Genomic DNA, 22,149 nt, shown 5'->3' with positions numbered 1-22,149 from the left:
CCACTTAACCCTAATTTTTAAGGTTGATTTTTTCCCACTACACACGCAGCCGCCGTACGAGCGTTGCAAAAATGCGATGCCCACGGGGCCCAATTGCTAACGATGTATGAAAGCGCGAGACCGAAGGAGAGGATGCGTTCGTGCCGCGGCAGTTTCGGCAGGAATACCGCGAGCAAGCCGATCGCCGGCAAATAGGCGCAGACCTGGTAGACGAACTCGATCGAGGTGTGATCTGCGAGCTTGCCGAGCACCGCCGCCCCCAAGCCGCCGATGCCGAAGGCGACGCCGAAGAACACGCCGGAGATCATGCCGAAGCGATGCGGTACCAATTCCTGCGCAAACACGATGATCGACGACGTCGTCGAGGAGATGATGAGTCCGATGATCACGGAGAGCACCGCGCTGCCGACGAGACCCGCATAGGGCAGCGCCAGCGTGAACGGCAACGCGCCGACGATCGAGATCCAGATCACGATCTTGCGGCCGAAGCGGTCGCCCAGCGGCCCGCCGAGGAACGCACCGACCGCGTTCGCCGCCAGGAAGACGAAGAGATAGATCTGCGCCGCCTGTGTCGACACGCCGAAGCGGTCGATCAGATAAAAGATGTAGTAGCTCGACAGGCTCGAGACGTAGAGCTGCTTGGAGAACAACAGCGCCACCAGCACGAGAAGCGCAACCGCGACGCGGCGCGAGCTCGGCCCGCCGGGCTGGGCGTGCGCCGGTGCCACCTTCTTCGTCGTGATCTGCGGTGCATACCAGCGGCCGATGCGCCAGAGGATGAGGATCGCAAGGAACGCGATCGAGGAGAACCAGGCGATGCTGCCCTGTCCGAACGGCACGACGATGAGCGCGGCGAGCACCGGCCCCATCGAGGTACCGAAGCTGCCGCCGAGCTGGAACACCGATTGCGCGAAGCCGTAGCGGCCGCCGGAGGCGAGCCGCGCGATGCGCGCGGATTCCGGGTGGAATACCGCCGAGCCGAGGCCGACCAGCGCGGCGGCAACGAGGATGACAAGATACTGATGCGCGATGCTGAGCAGCAGCAGGCCGAAGAAGGTCGACGCCATGCCGATCGCGAGCGAATAGGGCTGCGCCTTCTTGTCGGTGTAGTGCCCGACGACCGGCTGAAGCAGCGAGGCTGTGAACTGGAAGGCCAGCGTGATCATGCCGATCTGCGCGAAGTCGAGCGCGTAGGTGTCCTTCAGGATCGGATACACCGAGGCGATCAACGACTGCATGGTGTCGTTGAGGAAATGCGAGAAGCTGATGCCGGCAAGCACGATGTAGGCCGGCCCCGCGCTCGGCCTCACTGCTGCGGACGCCATATCATCCACGACGACTGGCTCGGTCAGCGTTTCCTCAGGTACGACGACTGGCTTGTTCAATGGAGGAATCCCGGCAGGCGCGGCGAACCGCCACATCCGCTAGATACGACGCCCATGGCGGTGGAACCAGCGCCAATCGCCGATGGCTGGGATGCGCTTGCCCGGTTTCACTTCGAAGCAGAGCGGCCTGCATCCTTCGAGACGCCCGCCTCTGGCGGGCTCCTCACCATGAGGGTCCTAGATCTCATCGAGAAGCACGACCTCATCCTGAGGAGCCCGCGAAGGCGGGCGTCTCGAAGGATGGCTATAAGCTCAGGCGGCCGCGTGCCCAAGCGCGGAGACGATGGTGTCGACGATATCCTCGACCAGGACGCGGTCCTCGCCCTCGCCCATCACACGGATCACCGGCTCGGTGCCGGAGGAGCGGATCAGGAGGCGGCCGTGGCCGTTGAGGCGCTTCTCACCGTCGGAGATCGCCGATTTGACGTCGGAATCGTCGAGCGGCTTGCCGCTCTTGTAGCGGACGTTCTTCAGGATCTGCGGCAGCGGATCGAAGCGGTGGCAGACTTCCGAGACCGGCCGGCGCAGCCTCTGCACCACCGCCAGCACCTGCAATGCCGCGACGAAGCCGTCGCCCGTCGTCGCATAGTCGGACAGGATGATGTGGCCGGACTGCTCGCCGCCGAGATTGTAGCCGCCGCTCAGCATCTGCTCGAGCACGTAGCGGTCACCGACCGGCGTACGCACGAGATCGAGCCCCTGCCCTTTCAGGAAGCGCTCGAGCCCGAGATTGGACATCACGGTCGCGACGATGCCGGGCCGCGACAGCCGTCCATCTTCCTTCCAGCTCTGCGCGATCACGGCGAGGAGCTGATCACCATCGACGAGATGGCCGCGTTCGTCGACCAGGATGACGCGGTCAGCATCGCCGTCCAGCGCGATGCCGATGTCGGCGCGCATCTCACGCACCTTCTTCGCCAGCGCTTCCGGCGAGGTCGAGCCACATTCCTTGTTGATGTTGAAGCCGTCGGGCTCGACGCCGATCGGCACCACGTCGGCACCGAGCTCCCACAGCGCTTCCGGCACGACCTTGTAGGCGGCGCCATTGGCGCAATCGATGACGACGCGCAGGCCGTCCAACGACAGGTCGCGCGGCAGCGTGCGCTTGGCGAATTCGATGTAGCGGTCATGCACGCCGTCGATACGGCGGGCGCGGCCGAGGCTCGCGCTCTGGGCCAGCCGCTTGTCGAGGGATTCGTCGAGAAGTTGCTCGATCTGCTTCTCGACGTCGTCGGAGAGCTTGAAGCCTTGCGGCCCGAACAGCTTGATGCCGTTGTCTTCGAACAAATTGTGCGAGGCCGAAATCATCACGCCAAGATCGGCGCGCATCGACTTGGTCAGCATCGCCACCGCCGGCGTCGGCATCGGGCCGACCAGCAGCACGTCCATGCCGACGGAGGTGAAGCCCGCGACCATGGCATACTCGATCATGTAGCCGGACAGGCGGGTGTCCTTGCCGATCACGACGCGATGGCGGTGTTCGCCGCGCTGAAACGCAAGGCCGGCCGCCTGACCGACCTTGAGCGCGAGCTCCGGCGTGATCAGTCCGTTAGCGCGGCCCCGAATCCCGTCCGTCCCAAAATATTTGCGGCTCATATGATCCCCCACGCAACTATCAGGGATCCCCGCTACAACCATCGGGTGCCCGAGCGGGCCCCGCATCCCTGATTTGCTTTCTGCCTTATAAAGCCAACAGGGCTAACTTGGCTTCAAAAAATATGATGAATCGTTACGGAACCGGGCGCGCCGGTACCCCGGTAACCACATGTTAACGTTGAAATTCCCGCTGAGGCGGGGGAGCGGAATGGAACCGGCCCGCTAGTCCGTGCGCTTGACGTGGCCATCCTCGCGGGACGGCGGCGGCTGGGTGACATTGACGGGATCCGAGGCCGGAAAGGTCTCTTCCAGACCCTCCTCCAGCGCCTCTTCGAGACGGTGCTTTTCCTTGGTCGCTTCCGACGTCGCTTCACCGCGCGGCTTGCTCATGGCGGCCTCCCTAGAAAACGATCCGGCAAATGATTTGGCTGTGCATCCAACCATGGTAGATGACCCCTGAAATCTTCTGACGCAAGATGGGCCGGGGAACGTTCATGAAGCATATCACCTGTATCGACGATCTACGCGCGCTGCATATGCGCCGCGTGCCGAAAGCCTTCTTCGACTATTGCGACCGTGGCTCCTATGCCGAGGAAACGCTGCGCGCCAATCGCGAGGATATGCAGGCGATCAAGTTCCGCCAGCGCATCCTGGTCGACGTCTCCAAGCGCGACACCTCGACCACGATACTCGGCGAGCCCTCGACCATGCCGCTGATCCTGGCGCCGGTGGGCCTTTTGGGCATGCAGCATGGCGACGGCGAAATTTACGCCTGCCGCGCCGCGCAGGCTGCCGGCATCCCGTTCACGCAGTCGACGATGTCGATCTGCTCGATCGAGGATATCGCCGCCAATGTCGACAAGCCGTTCTGGTTCCAGCTCTACGTGATGAGGGACCGCGGCTTCATCAAAGATCTGGTCCAGCGCGCGATCACAGCGAAGTGCAGCGCGCTGGTCCTGACCGTCGATCTCCAGGTGATCGGCCAGCGCCACGCCGACATCAAGAACGGCATGACCGTGCCGCCGGAATGGTCGCTGTCGAAGCTCTTGGATTTCGCCAGCAAGCCGGCCTGGGTCTCCGGCGTGCTGCGCGGCAAGCGCCGCACCTTCGGCAACATCGCCGGCCACGTGAAGAACACCGAGGACCTCAACCGCCTCGCCGAATGGACGGCGTCGCAGTTCGACACTTCGTTGAACTGGAAGGACGTCGAGTGGGTCCGCAGCATCTGGCCGGGCAAGCTCATCATCAAGGGCATCCTCGACGTCGAGGACGCCGAGGAAGCCGCCAAGACCGGCGCACAGGCACTGGTCGTGTCGAACCATGGCGGCCGCCAGCTCGACGGTGCGCCGTCCTCGATCGAGGTGCTGCCCGAGATCGTCGACGCCGTGGGCTCGAAGATGGAGATCATGTTCGACGGCGGCATCCGCTCCGGGCAGGACGTGATGCGCGCACTCGCGCTCGGCGCAAAGTCCTGCATGATCGGCCGCGCCTACGCCTATGGCTTAGGTGCCGGCGGCCAGGCCGGCGTCGCCAAGGCGATCGACATCATCCAGAAGGAGCTGCTCACGACCATGGGCCTGTGCGGCGTCAACAGGATCGACGAGATCGACGATCACATCATTGCGGTGTGAGGCGCGGGCGGCCCCGAGGCTTCAGAAGGCCCGCGCTCCAATAACCAAAGTCGTTTGGCGAGGACTCGGGGTTGCCTGCTCGCGCCAAACTTCTCCCTGGGGTAATGGGTCCTGGCTTTCGCCAGGACGACGTTAGACGTCACATCGGCGGCGTCAGGCCGTCACGGCCGACGCTGACGCGGTTGGCTTCGAGCGAACCGTCCGGCAGCGGCTTGACGAAGGCGATGATCTTGGCGCCGGCCTTCAGGTCGGACTTTTCGCCGGGCACGTAGGTGACCACCGGCGTTTCCGGGGACACGAAAACCTTCTTCTCGCCGTCCTTGTATTTGACCAGCAGGGTGTGACCGTCATTGCCGACCACGCTCTCGGCGACCGTCGCATTGGTCATGCTCGAGTTCGGCTTCAGATCCCAGGGACGCGAGCCCTCGCCGGTGCCGCGCATGCTCTCCGGAAAGACGTGGACCTCGACCGCGTTCTGGCCACCATCCGGACCCGGCACCGTGGTCGCGCCGACGAAGGAGCCGACCTTGATATCCGAGAGCGAAATCTTCGTGATCCCGGACACCATCAGATCGGAAGGGATGTGCAGCTTGACGTCCTCGCCACTGCGAGACTTCACGGAAAGCGTATCACCATTAAGGCTTTCGATCGTGCCGCGCACGCGCGTCGGCACCGGCGGTTTCTGCGCGAATGCGTAAAGGGTCGAGACGGCCACCATGGCCACGGCGAGAAGCGGGCGTGCGAAAGTTACACGTTGAACAGTCATTGACGATCTCCGATTACCCCACAGGGACAGAACTCCGGAGATCGCCCGCTCTTCCCTCAAGTCTTTGTGAGATCGGTCTCGACCAGCGCGCGCAGTTCCGCCGTCACTCGCGGCCTTTGACCGAACCACAGCTCGAAGCCGCGCACGGCCTGGTGCAGCAGCATGCCGAGCCCGTCCGCGGTCCTCAGCCCGCGCGCCTGGGCAGCCGCGAGCAGCGGCGTGACCAGCGGAACATAGACGAGATCCGCGACCACGGCGGCCTGCGGCAGGCGTGTCACATCGACATCGAGTGAAGCCTGGCCGTGCATGCCGAGCGAGGTGGTGTTCACCAGCAATTTCGCTCGCGGCAGAACGTCGTTGATCCCATCCCATGCGATGGGATGGACGTTCGGCCCGAACTGCTTCGCAAGCGCCTCGGCCCGAACAACGGTGCGATTGGCGAGATGAACGCGACTGATGCCGCGTTCCAGCAGGCCGAACACGACCGCGCGCGAGGAACCGCCGGCGCCCAACACCAGCGCCTCCTCGGCGGCATCCCAACCGGGTGCGCTGGCATCGAGATTGTTGATGAAGCCCTCGACATCGGTGTTGGTCGAACGCAACTCGCCGCCCTCGAACCACAGCGTGTTGGCGGCACCGACCGCCGCGGCACGTGCGTCGGGCGTGGACAGCGCCAGCACGCCTTCCTTGTGCGGAATGGTGACGTTGGCGCCGACGAAACCTCGCAGCGACAGCCGCAGCACGAAGTCGCGCAGATCCTCAGGGGGAACGGCCTCGATGACATAGCCACCGGCGATGCCGAGCGTGCGCAACCAGTAATGGTGGATCAGCGGTGAGCGCGAATGCGCCGCCGGCCATCCGATCAGGCAAGCTGCGGGAGCCTTGGTCACGATCGTCCTCTCAAGCCGCAGGCCTGCATGGTCCCCTCCCCGGTGCTGTCGCGGCGATCCATTTCGCGTCCCGCCAGCCCTGTCAAGCGCGCGCCACGAGGCGGCGGCGATAATGGCGGCGGCCGCGGACGCGGTCGCGGCCCGAGCGCCCTTGATGTCGGCGATCGCGCGCTCGATCGTCTCGCGGTAACGCGCGCGTGGCGGCAACACGCCATGGGTGAGCAGCGCCCGGCGGACCGTGGGCGAGGCGCCGGTGACGAACAGCCTGAGCAGCCCCTCACCGCACCCTCTCCCCGAAAAGACGGGGAGCGGGTGTGAGAGGGCGGTGCGTCTCTTACCGCGAGAGTTGGCTCACGCCGCGTGTGCGGCAATGATCTGGTCGGCCGCGCGCCCGGTCACCTCGGCCATGTGGTCGAAGGTACGGGTAAAGCTGCCGGCGCCGGCGGTGGCCGAGCGCAGCTCCACGATCAGCTCGCCGATCTCGGCCTCCGGCATCATGGCGCGGACGCAGTCCCAGCCGCTCCAGCCGTCGCGGGTGTCGAAGCCGAGGATCTGCCCGCGCCGCGCCGACAGGATCGCATTGATCTTGGCGGTGGCGTCGGTCGGACAGACGATCTCGACCACGTGGATCGGCTCCAGCAGCACCGGCTGGCATAGCGGCAGGCCTTCGTTGAGCCCGATCCGGGCCGCCGTGCGAAACGCGAGGTCGGAGGAATCGACGCTGTGAAAGGAGCCGTCGGTCAGCGTCACCTGCACGTCGGTGACGGGGAAGCCGAGCGGCCCGCGCGCGAGTCCGTCGATGACGCCTTCTTCCACCGCCGGGATGTAATTGCGCGGCACGGCGCCACCCACCACCTTCTCGGCGAACTTGAAGCCATCGCCGCGCGGCAGCGGCCTGATGTCGAGCACGACGTCGCCGAACTGCCCGTGGCCGCCGGACTGCTTCTTGTGCCGGCCACGCTGGGTGATCGGCTTGCGGATGGTCTCCTGATAGCCGATCGCGGGTGGATGCGACTTCACGTTGACGCCGAAGCGGTCGCGCAGCCGCTCGACCGCAACACGCAAATGCATCTCGCCCTGTCCCCACAGCACGGTGTCGTGGGTCTGGGCGTTCATCACGATGACGAGCGAGGGATCTTCCTCGTGCAGCCGCGCCAGCGCCTGTCCGAGCTTCACATCGTCCTTGCGATCGCTCGCCGCGATCGAGGCCGCGAGCACCGGCGGCGTCGGTTCTGCGGCGACCAGGGCCGGCGGCTGGGTCTTTCCGCTCGAGACCATGTCGCCGGTCTTGACCGGATCGAGCTTGCCGAGCGCCACCGTGTCGCCGGCTTCCGCCGCGGCACGCTTGGTGTCGTAGGCGCCGTTGACGGCGAGAATGCCGGAGATGCGGCCCGCGCCTCCGGAAGAGGACTGCAGCGTGGCGCCGTCATCGAGATGGCCGGCGATGAGCCGCGTCAGCGACAGCTTGCCGCCGTGCTGGGAGTGCAGCGTCTTGAAGACGTAGCCGAGCGCGTCCTTGGCTTCCGGCGTACCGAGACGCTTGGCAGTCTCGGCAATACCGGGCGCCTCATGGCGCAGCGCCTTCATCAGGCGCAGCACGCCGTTCTCGCGCGCGGCGGCGCCTATCAGCACGGGACAGATGAGGCCCTCGCGCAATTCGCGGGCAAGATCGTCGAACACGGCATCGCGCGGCGGCTGGATGTCCTCAAGCAACTGCTCCATCAGCGCGTCATCGTGATCGGCGAGCTTCTCCAGCATCGAGAAGCGGGCTTCCTTCTCGCGGTCGAGATTGCCGCCTTCAAGCGCGATCACCTCGGACGCCTTGTGCTCGCGATAGACGAACGCGCGCTCCAGCGCGAGATCGACGAAGCCCTCGATCAGCTCGCCATTCCAGATCGGGATCTGGCGCAGCACCAGCGGCACGCGGGAGGCCGGCTGGAGCATCGCAAGCGTCTCGCGGATGCGTTCGTTGGCGCGGTCGATCTTGTTGAGGAACAGGAAACGCGGAATCTTCAGCTCCTCCAGCTCGCGCAGGATGATCTGAAGCTGCGGCAGCTTCTTCTCGTCGGCCTCGCAGACCACGACCGCGGCATCGACCGCGGGCAACGCGGCGCGCATGTCGTTGGCGAATTCGACGGAACCGGGACAGTCGAGAAAGGTGTAGCTGTCGCCCATGAAACTCGTGGTGGCAGCAGTCAGCCCGACGGTCATCTTGTGATGACGGGCCTCGGGACTGGCGTCGCCGACGGAAGTTCCGGCGTCGACGCTTCCAGCGCGCGGGATTGCGCCCGTTCGCGCCAGTATTGCTTCAAGAAGAGTGGTTTTACCGCTTTGGAAAGGGCCCACCAGCGCAATGCACCGTGGACCTCGGGGACTTCTGACGTCTTGTCCCATTCGCCGCCTCCTTCATCTGGAGCTCGGCCCGTGATTGGGTCGGCAAACGTTGATGCTCTGCCCGTCCTCACGGTTTGGCAAGCATCAAACGTCGCTGCGGTGCGTCGTCAGTTAGATCAAGTCTTAGCGACTAAATGAGATCAGGTACGACCTATTGCCCCAGGGGCATTTACCTCTTCGGGAGAGGTGAAGGGAGAGCTCCTCCGCTGGCACTCACTCAACCTACAATTGATTCAGCGACCCGGGCGCAGTTCCAGGCTCTCGAGACCGGCGGCGACGTTGAGGCCGACCTGGCCCTGCACGCTAAGCGGTTGAAGTGCGATCGAATTGTTGGAGCCGCCGACGAGCACATTGCCCCCTAAGCCGACGCCGACCGACGCGCTGCCCTGCGCGCCCGCATAGTTACCGGAGAGATCGCCGGGGCCGAGCCGGTCGACCGGCGCGAACACGCCCCAGGCGAGCGCAGTCTCCTGCGTGATGCCGATGTCGAGGCCGACCTTACGGATCGTCGCGACGTAGCGGTCCTCGGGCACGCCGTCGGCGCGCAGGACGCAGCCGAGATGGGTCACCGATCCCACCACGAAGCCGACGCTGGCGCCGCCGCGGCATTCGAGCACGCCGACCCGCGCCATCCGCTGCTGCGCGCCGGCACAAGCGATGGAGGCAACGAGGCTCGCGACAGTGAGGCCGGCGAGGAGGAATGAGCGGCGCATGAAATGTCTCCGGCTATGATGTGATGCGAGGATGGAGGGGGCGGCACAAGCGCGGGACGTTCTATGCCACAATCGTCCCGGTGGTACCAGTTCGCGCGGACGTGAAAGAAAAAGGGCCCGCAGGATGCGGGCCCTTTCATGTCACATCGTTACCGTCAGCTTAGCGCAGATTGCCGCAGAAGCGCTGGATGCGCTTGCAGGCGTCTTCGAGGTCCGAGGTCTTGGTCGCATAGGAGATGCGGAAGGCCGGACCGAGGCCGAAGGCCGAGCCCTGCACGACGGCGACGCCTTCGGTCTCCAAAAGCTCGGTGACGAACTGCTCGTCGTTGGAGATCACATTGCCCGACGGCGCGGTCTTGCCGATGGTGCCGGCGCAGGACGGATAGACATAGAACGCGCCCTCCGGCCGCGGGCACTCGATGCCGTTCGCCTGGTTGAGCATGGAGACGACGAGATCGCGGCGCTCCTTGAACACCTTGTTGTTGGCGGGGATGAAGTCCTGCGGACCGCTCAGCGCCTCCACCGACGCCCACTGCGCGATCGAGCACGGGTTCGAGGTCGACTGCGACTGGATGGTCGCCATCGCCTTGATGAGCTGCGCCGGACCGCCGGCGTAGCCGATGCGCCAGCCGGTCATGCAATAGGCCTTCGACACGCCGTTCACGGTCAGCGTGCGGTCATACAGCTTCGGCTCGACCTGGGCGACGGTGGTGAACTGGAAGTCGTCGTAGACGAGATGCTCGTACATGTCGTCGGTCATCACCCAGACATGGGGATGCTTGACCAGCACGTCGGTGAGCGCCTTCAGCTCGGCCTTGGTGTAAGCCGCGCCGGTCGGGTTCGAGGGCGAGCACAGGATGACCCATTTGGTCTTCGGCGTGATCGCGCGTTCCAGCGCCTCGGCCTGGAGCTTGAAGCCGGTCGCGGCGGTGCAGACCACCGGCACCGGCTCGCCGCCGGCGAGCGCCACCATCTCGGGATAGCTGACCCAGTAGGGCGCCGGGATGATCACCTCGTCGCCCGGATTGATGGTCGCCATCAACGCATTGTAGAGCACCTGCTTGCCGCCGGTGCCGACGATCACCTGGTTCGGCTTGTAGCTGATGCCGTTCTCGCGCTGGAATTTCGCGATGATGGCGTCCTTCAGCTCGGGGATGCCGTCGACCGCGGTGTACTTGGTCTTGCCGGCTTCGATGGCGCGGATCGCCGCCAGCTTGATGTTGGCGGGCGTGTCGAAGTCGGGCTCGCCGGCGCCGAGGCCGATGACGTTGCGGCCCGCCGCTTTCAGCGCGCGTGCTTTATCCGTGACCGCGATGGTCGCGGACGGCTTCACACGGTCGAGCGCAGCGGCAAGGAAGGACATCATCATCTCCTGGCAAGCGTCGTGAACCCTTGGGGCCTCACGACTCTGATTGTGGGAATGCGCCACCCTAAAACGTGCGCCGCTGCACCGCAAGAAACTTCGGCCCGATCTTCGAAAAGTTTACGAATTTGGCGCGCTTCGCGTACGGCGGAACGCAATATTGCGCAACTTTGCCGCCGGAATCCCTCATATCCGGCAAGGCCTGTCCTCGGAGCAATTTACGCTTCCAAAGCGCCAAGAGACTGCCAAGAGACTGACGCCGGGCTGACGGTGCGAGCCGGCGCCCGATCGACACCGGCTGATGAGAGCACAGCCCAAGATCCTCGCACACGATCGCGCGCGGGCGAGCGTTCGCATGTTGACGCAAGCGTGATCCGGTTTGCATCAGCGCCGCGGAAATGATTTTCCGCAGCGCTGCAGTGCGGTAGGCTTTTCGAGTTTTTCTATTGGTCAGGCCTTGCGGCGGATTCGCAACGGCATCATTGTTTAGCCGCGTTGCGGGGCAACAAGCGCCGCGCCTTCCCGTCGCTGGAATTGAATTCTTAAGAATGTACAAGCTCTACTCGATGCAACGCTCCGGCAACAGCTACAAGGTCCGCCTTGCGCTGGCGCTGCTGAATGTGCCCTACGAAGCGATCGAGGTGGACATTCTGCGCGGCGAGAGCCGCACGCCGGAGTTTCTGGCGAAGAATCCGTCCGGACAGGTGCCGCTGCTCGAGGTCGGCGACAACCGCTACATCGCCGAGTCCAACGCCATCCTCTGGTACGTCGCGGTCGGCACGCCGCTCGCGCCCGAGAACCGCATCGAACGCGCCGAGGCGCTGCAATGGATGTTCTTCGAGCAGCACGCGCTCGAGCCGAACCTCGGCGCGGCCTATTTCTGGCTGTCGTTGGTCAAGGGCGGGCGCGATCTGCAGACCCACGCGCTGGAGGACTGGATGGAGCGCGGCTATGGCGCGCTGCAGGTGATGGAAAATCACCTCAGGACCAACGCCTACTTCGCTGCGCGCCAGCTCACGGTCGCCGACATCGCGCTCTACGGCTACACCCATCTCGCCGATCGGTGCGACTTCGACCTCTCGACCTTCCCGGCGATCCGGAACTGGCTGAAGCGGGTCGAAGAGACGCCCGGCTTTGTCACGATGGACTGGCGGCCGGCCGATATCGACGACCCTGCCAGCATTGCGGCCGGCGCCTGACGGCCCGCCGCCAGGGTTGGGGGAAATAGCGGGCATAACGAAAGCCGCTGCCGCAATCTCGCCGTAATCGGCGCGGCAGCCGCCCCAATGTTGCCGGTTGAAGTTGTGAAATTCTCCGCGTCGCGGGTGATTCGCTCGCGCGTTGAAGGATTTAGACCATGATTCGGGCGTCCGGCACGGCAGGCTTTCAGGGCCGCCCCGTCATCGCCGCCTCTTCCCGGTTGACCAACGCTGTCGCGGCCTCGCTCGCGATCGCTGCGCTTTCGCTCTGCCTGATCGTCACCCTGACGGTGCTGTCGACAAAGGCGACCATGGCAATGGGTCTTCCGGTCTGATCCCGTCTCATCCTGGACCAGCCTTCAGGGCGCCCTGTGAGCACCCGCGCCGATCGGCACCGCTACAGGACATCGATGAAGTCACCGGTGATAGTCGTTGCAATTACCCTGACTGCGGCCATCCTGGTCGCGGCGTCGCTCTTGATTTTTGCGGGCACGCGCAAGAACACCGGAACCTTGACGCTGAACGCGCCCACGCTGCAGCGGCACGTCATGCCCGCACATTTGCTCTAAAATCATCGATAAGCTTTGCGCTTGCGCGCAAGTCCTTCTTAAGCGCGACGCACGAATTCCGTCGCCTTTGTGCAACGATCGGTCAGTCTGACGGCCTTACTCGTTCGTGGAGCAGCGAGACGGGCCATGCGATTCGGATGGCGTGCGATCTCCGGTCCGGCGCTGACGGCAGCGGTCGCGCTGCTGGCGACCCTGCTCGACCAATCCCTTACTGTCCCCTCACCCGCGCCGCTGTTCGTCTGCATCGTGGCCGTTGCCGGCTCGCTGTCGGGCTTCGCCTCCGCCGCGGCCAGCGCGGCCATCGCGGTGATCGGCGCGGCGCTGTTCCGCTTCTATCATGGCGCCGTTCCCGGCATCACTGCGATCGATCTGGGCCGGCTCGGCCTTCTGGCAATGACGGCTGCCGGCACCGCCGCCATCACCGGGCTGATGCGCGAGCGCCTGCTCGAGGCGTTCGCCGCCGAGCGTCGCAACCACGCCACCGCCGCCCGCCTGTCGGCGGCGCTTGACCAGGTCGATATCGGCATCGTGCTGCTCGATGCCGAGACCCGCGCCGAGTTCATCAACCGCGCCTTCCGCGATTATTTTGCGCTGCCCGATGCGAAGGCCGACGGCAAGCCGCCCTTCATCGCGCTGATGTATCACGGCCGCGACACCGGCGCATTCGAACTGCCGGAGGACGAGCTCAGCACTTTCATCGCGCAGCGCATGGAGATGGTGCGGATCGGCGACGCCACGCCGATCAACATCAACCTCGCCAATGGCGAAGTGCTGCGCTTCGTCTGCACCGTGCTGCCTGATGGCGGGCGCATGCTGAGCTACACGCCGGTGACCGACCTCGTGCGTCACACCGACACGCCGGCACAGGCCGACTACTACCGTTCGCTGCGCGATCCATCGAACCGCAAGCTGATCCGGTATCTGCGCGTTGCGGAGTAGCGATTGATCGGCCCGCCCGTCATCACGTATGAAGGACGCCACACCGGCACTTCGCCTTGCGTCCTCCGAGATCGGGAAATTTCCAGATGTCGCTCACCGTTCGCTCCGTCACACGGCAGGATTACGATCAGTGGCTCCCGCTGTGGGACGGCTACAATGCCTTCTACGGCCGCTCCGGCCCGACCGCGCTCGCGCCCGAGATCACGCGCATGACGTGGCAGCGCTTCTTCGATGCCTACGAGCCGGTGCATGCGCTGGTGGCCGAGAGCGAGGGCCGTTTGCTCGGGCTGACGCACTATCTGTTCCACCGCAGCACGACTGCGATCGAGCCGTCCTGCTATTTGCAGGACCTGTTCACGCTCGAAGCCGCGCGCGGCAAGGGCGTCGCCTCGGCGCTGATCTACGGCGTCTATGAGCGGGCAAAACTCGCAGGTTCGCCGCGCGTCTATTGGCAGACGCACGAGACCAACCTCACGGCGCAGAGCCTCTACGACAAGGTCGCGGAACGCTCCGGCTTCATCGTCTACCGCAAGCTGTTCTGATCGCTGCGGCCTAGACGCCCTGTGGATAACTTGGCCTGTCACCCGCACGTTACAGTAGAGGGCTAGGCTCGCGCCTGCGTCTGATCAGGCCCCCGTCACCGATCAAGCGCCTCGAAGCGGTCCCCGTCAGTCGCCGCGTCTGACAGGGGCCGCGTTTTTTGCCTGCAATTCTCATGTCAGCATGGCAGCAACGCATTCGCCGCCTTGCCGGTGCGGCGCATGGCGGGCCACAATGCCATCGCTGCTTGCTTCTGACAGGATCTCCCATGGAAATTCGCAATCTCGGCGCCTCCGGCCTGCGCGTCTCTGCGGTCGGGCTCGGCTGCAACAATTTCGGCCAGCGCACGGATCTGGAGACCTCGCGCAAGGTGATCCATCGCGCCCTCGACCTCGGCATCACGCTGTTCGACACCGCCGACATCTATGCGGGCATGGGCGGATCGGAGACCGTGCTCGGCATTGTGCTCGGCGATCGCCGCAAGGACATCGTGCTCGCCACCAAATATTCGAAACCGATGGCGACCGACGGCACCAAGCAGGGCGCCTCGCGCCGCTACATCATGAACGCGGTCGAGGCGAGCTTGACGCGGCTCAAGACCGACTACATCGATCTCTACCAGCAGCATGACTACGACCCGCTGACGCCGATGGAAGAGACGCTGCGCGCACTCGACGATCTCATTCGCCAGGGCAAGGTCCGCTACATCGGCAATTCCAACTTCCCGGCCTGGCGCATCGCGGAAGCCGAGTTCACCGCCCGCGCGATGAACGTCAGCCGTTTCGTCTCCTGCCAGGACGAATACAGCCTCCTCGTCCGCGACATCGAGAAGGACCTGTTGCCCGCCGCGCAGGAATACAGGCTGGGCCTCTTACCATTCTTCCCGCTGGCAAGCGGCCTGCTCACCGGCAAATACCAGCGTGGCGCAGCAGCGCCCGCCGACACGCGCTTTGCCAAGGCGCCGGCGCTGCGCGACCGCTATGTCACGCCGCGCAACGAAGACATCGTCGAAAAGCTCCAGTCCTTCGCCAAGGCGCGCGGCCACACCATGCTCGAGCTGGCCTTTTCCTGGCTCGCGGCGCGCCCGCAAGTGTCGAGCGTGATCGCAGGCGCCACCCGCGTCGAGCAGGTCGAGGAGAACGTCAAGGCGATCGCCTGGCAGCTCGGCGCGGATGATCTGGCCGAGATCGATGGGATCACCAAGGCCTGATGCCTGCAGCGCGGCGCTATTTCGCGCCGCGTGCCACCGTCTGCATCACCTCAAAACCCTCGAACTGCGGATGGCCGAGATAGAGCGGCTTGTTGTCGCCGGCCCGTTGATGCGCCGCGCGAAACGCCTCCGACTTGGTCCAGGCCTCGAACGCCGCGTGGTTGGCCCACACGGTGTGGGAGGCATAGAGCGTATGATCCTCGAGCTCGGGTCCCCTGAGCAGATGAAATTCGATGAAGCCCGGCACCTTGTCGAGATGGGTGTCGCGGCTGAGCCAGACCTGCTCGAAAGCAGCCTCCGAACCCTTGGCAACGCGAAAGCGATTCATGGCGATGTACATTGCGGAAGGTCTCCTGATGTTCGGTCAAATATTTCGTCATTCCGGGATGCGCCGCAAGGCGCAGGCCCGGAAGCCATCGCTCCGCGGATGAATGGATTCCGGGTTCGCGCTGACGCGCGCCCCGGAATGACAGTGTTGGTTAGATGATCAACCCCTTCATCGGCCGCGCCGCGGCGCTGTCGGGAAACACCGTCTCGGCCAGCACGCGATCGGACAGGCCGAACTGGTCTTGCAGCACGCCCTTGATCACCGAACGCAAATCGGTGGTGGGCTTGAGGTCGCGGCCTTCGTAGAGGTTGGCGAGCTTGAGGCCAGGCCAGTCGGAGATCACCCGGCCACCCTTCACGGCGCCGCCGGCGAGCAGCGCGACGGTAGCCGTGCCGTGGTCGGTGCCGTCGGTGCCGTTGATGCGCGCGGTGCGGCCGAACTCGGTTGCGACCACGATGACGGTGTCGCGCCAGCGCTCGCCGAGGCCGCTTTCGAATTCGCCGAGCGCGCCGTCGAGCCCGCCGAGCAGGAACGCCAGGCGACCGACCGGGCCGCCTTCATTGGCGTGCGTGTCCCAGCCGTCGAAGGCAAGCGCCGCGATGCGCGGGCCGTCGGCGGCGGCCATCAGCTTGGCGGCGCCGCGCGCCACTTGCCGCATCTGCGCGACCACATTGCCGGGCTTGCGCTTCATGTCGTCGCCGCTCGCGGCCTTTTCGAGCTGGAGACCTTGCGACAGTGCCGACGCCAGCGCGGGATCGCGATGGCGGTAGAGATCGACGAGCCGCATTGCGGTGTCGTCATCGGCCTGCGGCAGCGCAACCGGCGCCCAGCCAACGGTCGGAGCAGCGCCGCGCAGCACCAGCGGCGTGGTGGGGCCGACCGCAAGCCCGCTGGACACGCGCTCGCCACGCGGCAGCGCCTCGAGCGCACGGTTGAGCCAGCCGGACTGCACGCGGCCGGGACCCGCGTAGCCGCTTTCGAGCACGTCCTGGCCATCGAAATGCGATCGGTCACGATAGGGCGTCGCGACGGCGTGGATCACCGCGGCACGCTTGTCGCGATACATGCGTGCGAATTCCGGCATCGCCGGATGCAGCGCAAAGAAGGTGTCGAGCATGATCGCGGGGTGTGCGCCATCCGCCGCGAGCGCGATCGAGCCGTGCAGGCCCGCATAGTCGGGATCGCCGATCGGCGCGACGGTTGAGAGCCCATCCAGCGCGCCGCGCAGGATCACCACGACCAGCCGGGGATCGCGCCCGTCCGCCGCGCGCGCAAATTTCGGCAAGTAAGCCCACGCCGCGAAGCAGGCGCCGCCGAGCAAGAGGCCGCGACGCGAGGTGAGGAGCCGGTTCTCGGTGCAATCCATCACATCATCTCCTCTGCATTTCCGGCGACATCAACAGCAGCGCCAAGGCCTGCTGGCGCGATTCCGCGCGCTCGATGGTCCGCCGCGTCTCGATGGAGGCCGCATCGGCCGCCGCGAATTCCAGAAGGTCGAGCGGGTCGATGTTGTTGCCGAGCCGCGCACCCATCTGCGAGGCGATATCGAGCCGGAGCTTGATGCCTTCGGGCGCGGCCCAGGCGGCACTGGTGTCCGGGAAACCATTGGGCCCCGCCGGCGACCATAGCGGCTGGCCGAGCAGATTGAGACTGTTGAGATATGGACCGGGGTCTTCCGGCACACGCGCGAGCAGCCTGCCGCTCGCGACCAGGAAATCGTAAGGCGAGCGCATCTTGGTCAGCGGCGCCTTCCAGGCCTCGTCCGAATCAACCAGCACGGTCGCAAGCGCCTTCAGATCGCCGTCGGTCCTGACGAAGACGTCGCGCAATCGCGCGACCAGAGCGGGCGGCGGGTCATCGGCGACGAAATGACGAACGAATTTGGTGGCGATGAAGTTTGCCGTCGAGGGATGCCGCGCGATGTCGGCGAGCGCGGCCTCGCCCTGCGCGAGGCCGGTCGGCTGATAGGTCTTGCCGAGCAGCACCTGCGGCCCCGGCTGGTGCGCATTGCTATTGAACACGAACGAGCCGGGCACCCCTAGCTGCCCCTGCCGGCCGGCAAAGGTCCAACCCGTGATGATGCGCGCGAGCGAGGTGACGTCCTCCTGGGTATAGCCGCCGCTGACGCCGAGCGTATGCAGCTCCATGATCTCGCGCGCGAGGTTCTCGTTCAGCCCGCGCTTGCGATTTTGGCCCGCGCGCGAGTCCGGACCGAGCGATTGCTGGTTGTCGAGAAAGAACAGCATCGCCGGGTGCTGCTCGACCGCCTTCAGCATGTCGGCGAAACGCCCGAGCACATGCGGGCGGATCGCCTCGCGCTCGAACGCGCCGGCCCACATCCGCGCCAATTCGCCCTTGCTGGCGGAGATGCAGAAATGGTTGGACCAGAACACGACCAGCCGCTCGGTAAAGCCGCAGTCGGCCAGCGTCGCGCGCTGCAACCGCGCCAGCGCTTCGGCGCGGAAGGTCTTCTGGATGACGTTGAGCGGCTGCGGCGCGGGCTTTGTGGGCGTCGGCGCGGCCGCATCGGGCTGCATGGTATCAGGCTTGGCCGCATTGTCCGCCGGCTTCGTCTTGGCCATCTGGCCGGCGATCTCGGTCATCACGGCGTTGAGCGACGGGTTGCGGCGCAGTTTGGTATCGGACTTCGGATCGGCCGGCGCCTGCGGAGGCGGCGCTTCGGCGGGCGCAGCCGTCTTTGCGGCCTCGCGCGCCTGCCTGACCTGGTCCTGATAGGCGAACACGGCCTGCCCGAGCTGCGGCGTCGATTGCAGGCCTGGCGCCTCTAGCAGCACACCGTTGGGCCGGCTGAGTTCCGCCTTCACGAAACCGCGCGGATCGGAAGCCGCGTTGATGAGATCGCCGGAGGCCCCGCCCCGCGCGCCAAAGCCGAACCGGTTGAGCGCAACAAGGGCGGCATGCGAATCGCGGGCCATCGATTTGTCCTCTGCGCCTCGCCCAACGCTTTCCGGGCGTATGCGCGACGTTTAATATATCGCGGTGGGGGATGAACCCGACATGAAAATGACGGCGAAGCTTCGGCGTAGATCATGACAAATCCGAAAGAATTGACCCTGCAGGATTCGCCGGCTCGCCGCCTCGCCTGTTCCCGTTGCGGCACCGAATTCGGCTGCGACCTCTCGGGCACCTGCTGGTGCGTCGAAGAGACGGCGCGCCTGCCGATGCCGGTCGAGGCTGAGGATTGTTTGTGCAGGGAGTGTTTGCGGAAGCTGGCGGCGGAGGGGACGAAATAGCTTGCGATCGTTGCGCGCTAAATTAGACGCTAGCAGCCGCCAGGCCTCCGGTGTCGTCCTGGCGAAAGCCAGGAGCCCCGCGCGAGCGCTTTTGCGCTCGTCGCGATTACCCCAGGGAGAGGTTTGGCGAAGGCTCGTGGTTCGGTACTACGACCATTCGCGCTCGATAGATCACGCGGTATGGGCCCTGGCTTTCGCCCGGACGACGTTAGGGAGAGAGCCTACATTCAAACCGCATGCCCCGGCGACTTGCGCGCCATGCCGTCGAACGCGTCCAGCAGTTTTTCGCGCCACGCATACACGGGATCATCCGCCTCGAGCAGCTTGAACGGGCTGACGACGCGCGCCCATTGGAAGCCTCCGAACACGATGTAGTCGGCATAGTTCGGCGCGCTGCCGCCGAGATAGGCTTGCGTCTTGAACGTCTGGCGCAGCACTTCCAGCGACTTGCGGAAGGCAACCACACCGGTGTCGCGGCTTGCCATGATGTCTTCCAGCGCCTTGCCGCCGAAGCGCGCTTCGCGCGACTCGCGGAAATAGGCGGCATCGGCCTTGGCGAGATTGTTCGGGATGTCGGCGATGATCAGCGGGAAGATGCCGCCGACGATCGCGATGTCGCCCCACGCGTTGAGCATCCGCGCCATGGCGCGGCCGCCCTCACCGCCGAACAGCGACGGACGATCCGGAAAGGTCTCTTCGAGATAGTTCGCGATCGTCCAGGAATCGACCACCGGCTTGTCGTGATGCAGCAGCACCGGAACCTTTTCCGAGCCATGCGGCGCGATCGCGCTCTTCTCGGTGAAACGCCAGGGCAGCGATTCCGCAGAGAGGCCTTTGTGCGCGAGTGCCATGCGCGTGCGCCAGCAATACGGGCTGAAGGGGCGGCTGGCGTCGGTGCCGACGAGTTCGTACAGTTTGAGTGACATGGCAGGCTCCACAGTCTCCGTCATTGCGAGCGAAGCGAAGCAATCCGGACTATCGCCGCGGAAACATTCTGGATTGCTTCGCCGGCGCTCGCAATGACGATGTGGAGAGAAGTGCGTACACCAATTTCCGTCGTCATGTCCTCGCGACCCGGCTACGCCAAGGCTTCGCCGGGGCTTACGCTCCTGGGCCGCCGAAGCTTTAGCGAAGGCGGCAGGCGGGCATCCAGTACGCCGCGGCGGTCGAATGACCCACTGCCGCTTGTGATTACTGAATCATCCGCCTTCGCGGATGATGACGACGGAAATCCTACCGCACCACCGACGCCGTCTGCCCGAACAGGATCTTGCGCTCCTCTTCGGTGCGGATGGCCGGCTTGCCGAAGTTCGGATTGACGTCTTTCGCGAGCGCATAGGCGCGCTCGGTGGCGGGGCGTGCGCGGATGGTTTCGAGCCAGCGCTTCAGATGCGGGAAGTCGTCGATGTTCTGGCCCTGGTTCGCATAACCGACCACCCAGGGATAGGACGCCATGTCGGCGATCGAATATTCGCCGGCGATGAATTCGCGATCGGCGAGGCGCTTGTTGAGCACACCATAGAGACGGTTGGTCTCATTGACGTAGCGGTCGATCGCATACGGAATCTTGTCCTGCGCGTAGTTGCGGAAATGGTGGTTCTGGCCCGCCATCGGGCCGAGGCCGCCCATCTGCCAGAACGTCCATTGGATCACGTCATAGCGGCCATAGAGATCGGCCGGCAGGAATTTTTCGGTCTTCTCGGCCAGATAAAGCAGGATGGCGCCGGATTCGAAGACCGACAGCGGCTTGGTCCCGCCTTTCGGCGCGTGGTCGACGATCGCGGGAATGCGGTTGTTGGGCGCTACCGCCAAGAACTCCGGCTTGAACTGCTCGCCCTTGCCGATGTTGACCGGAATGATCTTGTACTTCAGCCCGGTCTCTTCGAGGAACATCGTTATCTTGTGGCCGTTCGGCGTGGTCCAGTAGTGCAGGTCGATCATGGCTGGATGTCCCGGGCTGGAAGGAAAGGCGATCGCAAATAGATGCGATTGCATGAACTTCGCGCCAAGCCCGGCCTGTGTCAATGGTTCCGGCAATGACGGCCGCGTGATTGCAGGAGCGCGCTTTCTTCTCCCCTGTCCGTTCTGACGGGGAGAGGCGAGGATGTCACCGCCCGTTCGCGCGCAAAAAGCTTTCGCCGTCTTCGGTCACCGCGATGATCAACCCGACGCCGGCAACGGTCTCGCGTGCGACGTAGCCGCGATCAGCGGCGTCTTCCCAGATGGTGAGGCGCGGGCAGGATGTTTTCCAGGTCGAGACCACCTCGGCGTAGGCGCGCGGCTCGCGCGCGATCCACTCGACGAAATCAAGCACCAGCGGATCGGCCATCTCGCTCATTGCAGTCCTCCCTTGTCGAAGGCCGCCAGCACCGGTGTGCGGACCAGCAGCCAGCCTCCATAGGCGATGTAATAGCAGGCGATGGTGGTGATCAGACGCGTCGCCCAGACACGGTATTGCTGGTCGCTCATCGCCTCGAGCAGGCGGCGGGCGAGGCTAGTGCCGAGCATCGAGGCGGCGATCGCAACCGCAGCCAGCACCGGATCGAGCGAGGCGGCCTGGTCGACGATGCCGCCGAAATAGAGCAGCTTGGTGAAATGGCTCGCGACCTGGCAGGTCGCTTTCGTCGCCACGATCTCGCGCCGGCCGAACTTGCCGCCGAGGAAGAACGTGTCCATCAGCGGACCCGAAACGCCGGTCATCAGCATCAGACCCATGCAGACCGAGCCGTAGAAGGCGCCCTGCCAGATGCTGTCCGGATTCGGCTTGATGCCCGCGGGCATCATCCGCGCCATGAACGGCGTGACGCCAAGCATCAGGAGCGCGACCGGCTTGTCCGGCACGTAGCGCGTGATCGACCATAGCGCCAGGGCCAGCGCGCAGCCGATCAGATAGACGAACACCGGCCGCCACCGGATATGCGCACGCCACAGCAAGGCGCGCCAGCCGTTCGACGCCATCTGGGTGATCGCATGCAGCACCATCGCGGTCGGCAGCGACATCAAGGCCAGTAGCACGCCGATCAGAATCAGCCCGCCCGCCATGCCGAACAGCCCCGACAGGAATGCGGTGCCGACCATCAGCAATCCGAGGGCAGCGATCATGATGGGCGTCACGAAGGTCTCCTGTGGCAAGTGAGGGACGCAGGCTGTCCATTCTCCCTCTCCCTGTTCTTACGGGGAGAGGGTTGGGGTGAGGGGCTGCGTCCGCGATCACGGTGACAGTTGGACTCGCGGAAGCTCCCCCTCACCCGGCGCGCCTTGCGCGTCGGCCTCTCCCCGCAGGCGGGGAGAGGCGAAGGCCGCCATCCTCGCTTCAACAGATCAGCACAAATTTACGCTGCAAGTTGTGCCTCGCTTGTTCCCCTCGCGCAA

General features: G+C 65.0%; 24 protein-coding genes. 8 read left to right on the top strand and 16 right to left on the bottom strand.

Features of this window, described 5'->3' with window-relative positions; translation table 11 throughout:
- Positions 1 to 17 precede the first annotated feature (17 nt).
- From MTR72_RS09170 to MTR72_RS09160, 3 genes are all read right to left on the bottom strand, one after another.
- Positions 18 to 1,385 (bottom strand): MFS transporter, encoded by a 1,368-nt coding sequence (locus MTR72_RS09170; RefSeq protein ID WP_341510308.1) that lies wholly within the window; start codon positions 1,383 to 1,385, stop codon positions 18 to 20.
- A 252-nt stretch (positions 1,386 to 1,637) separates the two neighbouring features.
- Positions 1,638 to 2,981 (bottom strand): phosphoglucosamine mutase, encoded by a 1,344-nt coding sequence (gene glmM, locus MTR72_RS09165; RefSeq protein WP_280968503.1) that lies wholly within the window; start codon positions 2,979 to 2,981, stop codon positions 1,638 to 1,640.
- Between the two features lie 222 nt (positions 2,982 to 3,203).
- Positions 3,204 to 3,371 (bottom strand): hypothetical protein, encoded by a 168-nt coding sequence (locus tag MTR72_RS09160; protein WP_280968502.1) that lies wholly within the window; start codon positions 3,369 to 3,371, stop codon positions 3,204 to 3,206.
- Between the two features lie 104 nt (positions 3,372 to 3,475).
- On the opposite strand from MTR72_RS09160, the gene MTR72_RS09155 reads away from it, so the two are divergent.
- The gene (locus MTR72_RS09155; protein ID WP_280968501.1) at positions 3,476 to 4,612 is read left to right on the top strand and encodes an alpha-hydroxy acid oxidase; all 1,137 of its coding nucleotides are present in this window, start codon (positions 3,476 to 3,478) and stop codon (positions 4,610 to 4,612) included.
- Positions 4,613 to 4,751: 139 nt separating this feature from the next.
- On the opposite strand, the gene MTR72_RS09150 is transcribed toward MTR72_RS09155, so the two are convergent.
- The 6 genes from MTR72_RS09150 to MTR72_RS09125 all read right to left on the bottom strand — a co-directional run bounded on the left by MTR72_RS09150 (position 4,752) and on the right by MTR72_RS09125 (position 11,294).
- Positions 4,752 to 5,378, bottom strand: coding sequence for a hypothetical protein (locus tag MTR72_RS09150; RefSeq protein WP_280968500.1), 627 nt, complete (start codon positions 5,376 to 5,378; stop codon positions 4,752 to 4,754).
- 56 nt (positions 5,379 to 5,434) lie between these two features.
- Positions 5,435 to 6,268 (bottom strand): shikimate dehydrogenase, encoded by an 834-nt coding sequence (locus MTR72_RS09145; RefSeq protein WP_280968499.1) that lies wholly within the window; start codon positions 6,266 to 6,268, stop codon positions 5,435 to 5,437.
- A 351-nt stretch (positions 6,269 to 6,619) separates the two neighbouring features.
- Entirely contained in the window at positions 6,620 to 8,662 is a 2,043-nt protein-coding gene (locus MTR72_RS09140) for an elongation factor G (RefSeq protein WP_280968498.1), read from the bottom strand.
- 233 nt (positions 8,663 to 8,895) lie between these two features.
- On the bottom strand, positions 8,896 to 9,375 hold the full coding sequence (locus MTR72_RS09135; protein WP_280968497.1) for a DUF992 domain-containing protein: 480 nt from the start codon (positions 9,373 to 9,375) through the stop codon (positions 8,896 to 8,898).
- Between the two features lie 160 nt (positions 9,376 to 9,535).
- A complete protein-coding gene (locus tag MTR72_RS09130; RefSeq protein WP_280968496.1) occupies positions 9,536 to 10,738 on the bottom strand; it encodes a pyridoxal phosphate-dependent aminotransferase in 1,203 nt (400 codons plus the stop codon).
- Between the two features lie 67 nt (positions 10,739 to 10,805).
- Positions 10,806 to 11,294, bottom strand: coding sequence for a hypothetical protein (locus tag MTR72_RS09125; protein WP_280968495.1), 489 nt, complete (start codon positions 11,292 to 11,294; stop codon positions 10,806 to 10,808).
- Between MTR72_RS09125 and MTR72_RS09120 the strand changes: the two genes are divergently transcribed.
- From MTR72_RS09120 to MTR72_RS09095, 6 genes are all read left to right on the top strand, one after another.
- Positions 11,287 to 11,937: a glutathione S-transferase family protein gene (locus MTR72_RS09120; protein WP_280968494.1), complete on the top strand. Its 651-nt coding sequence runs from the start codon at positions 11,287 to 11,289 to the stop codon at positions 11,935 to 11,937. The genes MTR72_RS09125 and MTR72_RS09120 overlap by 8 nt on opposite strands.
- Before the next feature lie 158 nt (positions 11,938 to 12,095).
- Positions 12,096 to 12,272 carry a hypothetical protein gene (locus MTR72_RS09115; protein ID WP_198024695.1) on the top strand — a complete coding sequence of 59 codons (177 nt, stop codon included), beginning with the start codon at positions 12,096 to 12,098 and terminating at the stop codon, positions 12,270 to 12,272.
- Positions 12,273 to 12,347: 75 nt separating this feature from the next.
- Positions 12,348 to 12,506, top strand: a complete 159-nt coding sequence (locus tag MTR72_RS09110; RefSeq protein WP_280968493.1) for a hypothetical protein — start codon at positions 12,348 to 12,350, stop codon at positions 12,504 to 12,506.
- A gap of 126 nt (positions 12,507 to 12,632) precedes the next feature.
- Positions 12,633 to 13,445 carry a PAS-domain containing protein gene (locus MTR72_RS09105; RefSeq protein ID WP_280968492.1) on the top strand — a complete coding sequence of 271 codons (813 nt, stop codon included), beginning with the start codon at positions 12,633 to 12,635 and terminating at the stop codon, positions 13,443 to 13,445.
- A gap of 86 nt (positions 13,446 to 13,531) precedes the next feature.
- Entirely contained in the window at positions 13,532 to 13,987 is a 456-nt protein-coding gene (locus tag MTR72_RS09100) for a GNAT family N-acetyltransferase (protein ID WP_280968491.1), read from the top strand.
- Positions 13,988 to 14,253: 266 nt separating this feature from the next.
- Entirely contained in the window at positions 14,254 to 15,195 is a 942-nt protein-coding gene (locus tag MTR72_RS09095) for an aldo/keto reductase (protein ID WP_280968490.1), read from the top strand.
- A 16-nt stretch (positions 15,196 to 15,211) separates the two neighbouring features.
- Here MTR72_RS09095 and MTR72_RS09090 read toward each other — a convergent pair whose 3' ends face one another.
- From MTR72_RS09090 to MTR72_RS09080, 3 genes are all read right to left on the bottom strand, one after another.
- A complete protein-coding gene (locus tag MTR72_RS09090) occupies positions 15,212 to 15,535 on the bottom strand; it encodes an antibiotic biosynthesis monooxygenase family protein (protein ID WP_341510307.1) in 324 nt (107 codons plus the stop codon).
- A gap of 139 nt (positions 15,536 to 15,674) precedes the next feature.
- Positions 15,675 to 16,889, bottom strand: coding sequence for a DUF1501 domain-containing protein (locus tag MTR72_RS09085; protein WP_280968488.1), 1,215 nt, complete (start codon positions 16,887 to 16,889; stop codon positions 15,675 to 15,677).
- Positions 16,890 to 16,893: 4 nt separating this feature from the next.
- A complete protein-coding gene (locus tag MTR72_RS09080; RefSeq protein ID WP_341510306.1) occupies positions 16,894 to 18,459 on the bottom strand; it encodes a DUF1800 domain-containing protein in 1,566 nt (521 codons plus the stop codon).
- Positions 18,460 to 18,573: 114 nt separating this feature from the next.
- On the opposite strand from MTR72_RS09080, the gene MTR72_RS09075 reads away from it, so the two are divergent.
- Positions 18,574 to 18,777 (top strand): cysteine-rich CWC family protein, encoded by a 204-nt coding sequence (locus MTR72_RS09075; protein WP_280968486.1) that lies wholly within the window; start codon positions 18,574 to 18,576, stop codon positions 18,775 to 18,777.
- Positions 18,778 to 19,004: 227 nt separating this feature from the next.
- On the opposite strand, the gene MTR72_RS09070 is transcribed toward MTR72_RS09075, so the two are convergent.
- The 4 genes from MTR72_RS09070 to MTR72_RS09055 form a co-directional block, all read right to left on the bottom strand.
- Complete coding sequence (locus MTR72_RS09070; protein WP_280968485.1) at positions 19,005 to 19,703, bottom strand: glutathione S-transferase family protein; 699 nt, start codon at positions 19,701 to 19,703, stop codon at positions 19,005 to 19,007.
- A gap of 307 nt (positions 19,704 to 20,010) precedes the next feature.
- Complete coding sequence (locus tag MTR72_RS09065; protein WP_280968484.1) at positions 20,011 to 20,718, bottom strand: glutathione binding-like protein; 708 nt, start codon at positions 20,716 to 20,718, stop codon at positions 20,011 to 20,013.
- A 166-nt stretch (positions 20,719 to 20,884) separates the two neighbouring features.
- Positions 20,885 to 21,115, bottom strand: a complete 231-nt coding sequence (locus tag MTR72_RS09060; protein WP_280968483.1) for a hypothetical protein — start codon at positions 21,113 to 21,115, stop codon at positions 20,885 to 20,887.
- Positions 21,112 to 21,891, bottom strand: a complete 780-nt coding sequence (locus tag MTR72_RS09055) for a sulfite exporter TauE/SafE family protein (RefSeq protein ID WP_280968482.1) — start codon at positions 21,889 to 21,891, stop codon at positions 21,112 to 21,114. Before MTR72_RS09055 ends, MTR72_RS09060 begins: the two co-directional genes overlap by 4 nt.
- Positions 21,892 to 22,149 lie beyond the last annotated feature (258 nt).

This window comes from Bradyrhizobium sp. ISRA442 (genome assembly GCF_038085055.1).
Classification (GTDB): domain Bacteria; phylum Pseudomonadota; class Alphaproteobacteria; order Rhizobiales; family Xanthobacteraceae; genus Bradyrhizobium.
Note: the sequence above shows the minus strand (reverse complement) of the source record. Positions and strands in the feature narration are given on the sequence as shown.

Excerpts from the sequence above, each read along its gene's own strand:
- glmM (WP_280968503.1), bottom strand. The coding sequence starts at position 2,981 with ATGAGCCGCAAATATTTTGGGACGGACGGGATTCGGGGCCGCGCTAAC.
- MTR72_RS09160 (WP_280968502.1), bottom strand. The coding sequence starts at position 3,371 with ATGAGCAAGCCGCGCGGTGAAGCGACGTCGGAAGCGACCAAGGAAAAG.
- MTR72_RS09155 (WP_280968501.1), top strand. The coding sequence starts at position 3,476 with ATGAAGCATATCACCTGTATCGACGATCTACGCGCGCTGCATATGCGC.
- MTR72_RS09150 (WP_280968500.1), bottom strand. The coding sequence starts at position 5,378 with ATGACTGTTCAACGTGTAACTTTCGCACGCCCGCTTCTCGCCGTGGCC.
- MTR72_RS09140 (WP_280968498.1), bottom strand. The coding sequence starts at position 8,662 with ATGGGACAAGACGTCAGAAGTCCCCGAGGTCCACGGTGCATTGCGCTG.
- MTR72_RS09135 (WP_280968497.1), bottom strand. The coding sequence starts at position 9,375 with ATGCGCCGCTCATTCCTCCTCGCCGGCCTCACTGTCGCGAGCCTCGTT.
- MTR72_RS09130 (WP_280968496.1), bottom strand. The coding sequence starts at position 10,738 with ATGTCCTTCCTTGCCGCTGCGCTCGACCGTGTGAAGCCGTCCGCGACC.
- MTR72_RS09120 (WP_280968494.1), top strand. The coding sequence starts at position 11,287 with ATGTACAAGCTCTACTCGATGCAACGCTCCGGCAACAGCTACAAGGTC.
- MTR72_RS09115 (WP_198024695.1), top strand. The coding sequence starts at position 12,096 with ATGATTCGGGCGTCCGGCACGGCAGGCTTTCAGGGCCGCCCCGTCATC.
- MTR72_RS09110 (WP_280968493.1), top strand. The coding sequence starts at position 12,348 with ATGAAGTCACCGGTGATAGTCGTTGCAATTACCCTGACTGCGGCCATC.
- MTR72_RS09105 (WP_280968492.1), top strand. The coding sequence starts at position 12,633 with ATGCGATTCGGATGGCGTGCGATCTCCGGTCCGGCGCTGACGGCAGCG.
- MTR72_RS09100 (WP_280968491.1), top strand. The coding sequence starts at position 13,532 with ATGTCGCTCACCGTTCGCTCCGTCACACGGCAGGATTACGATCAGTGG.
- MTR72_RS09095 (WP_280968490.1), top strand. The coding sequence starts at position 14,254 with ATGGAAATTCGCAATCTCGGCGCCTCCGGCCTGCGCGTCTCTGCGGTC.
- MTR72_RS09090 (WP_341510307.1), bottom strand. The coding sequence starts at position 15,535 with ATGTACATCGCCATGAATCGCTTTCGCGTTGCCAAGGGTTCGGAGGCT.
- MTR72_RS09085 (WP_280968488.1), bottom strand. The coding sequence starts at position 16,889 with ATGGATTGCACCGAGAACCGGCTCCTCACCTCGCGTCGCGGCCTCTTG.
- MTR72_RS09080 (WP_341510306.1), bottom strand. The coding sequence starts at position 18,459 with ATGGCCCGCGATTCGCATGCCGCCCTTGTTGCGCTCAACCGGTTCGGC.
- MTR72_RS09075 (WP_280968486.1), top strand. The coding sequence starts at position 18,574 with ATGACAAATCCGAAAGAATTGACCCTGCAGGATTCGCCGGCTCGCCGC.
- MTR72_RS09070 (WP_280968485.1), bottom strand. The coding sequence starts at position 19,703 with ATGTCACTCAAACTGTACGAACTCGTCGGCACCGACGCCAGCCGCCCC.
- MTR72_RS09065 (WP_280968484.1), bottom strand. The coding sequence starts at position 20,718 with ATGATCGACCTGCACTACTGGACCACGCCGAACGGCCACAAGATAACG.
- MTR72_RS09060 (WP_280968483.1), bottom strand. The coding sequence starts at position 21,115 with ATGAGCGAGATGGCCGATCCGCTGGTGCTTGATTTCGTCGAGTGGATC.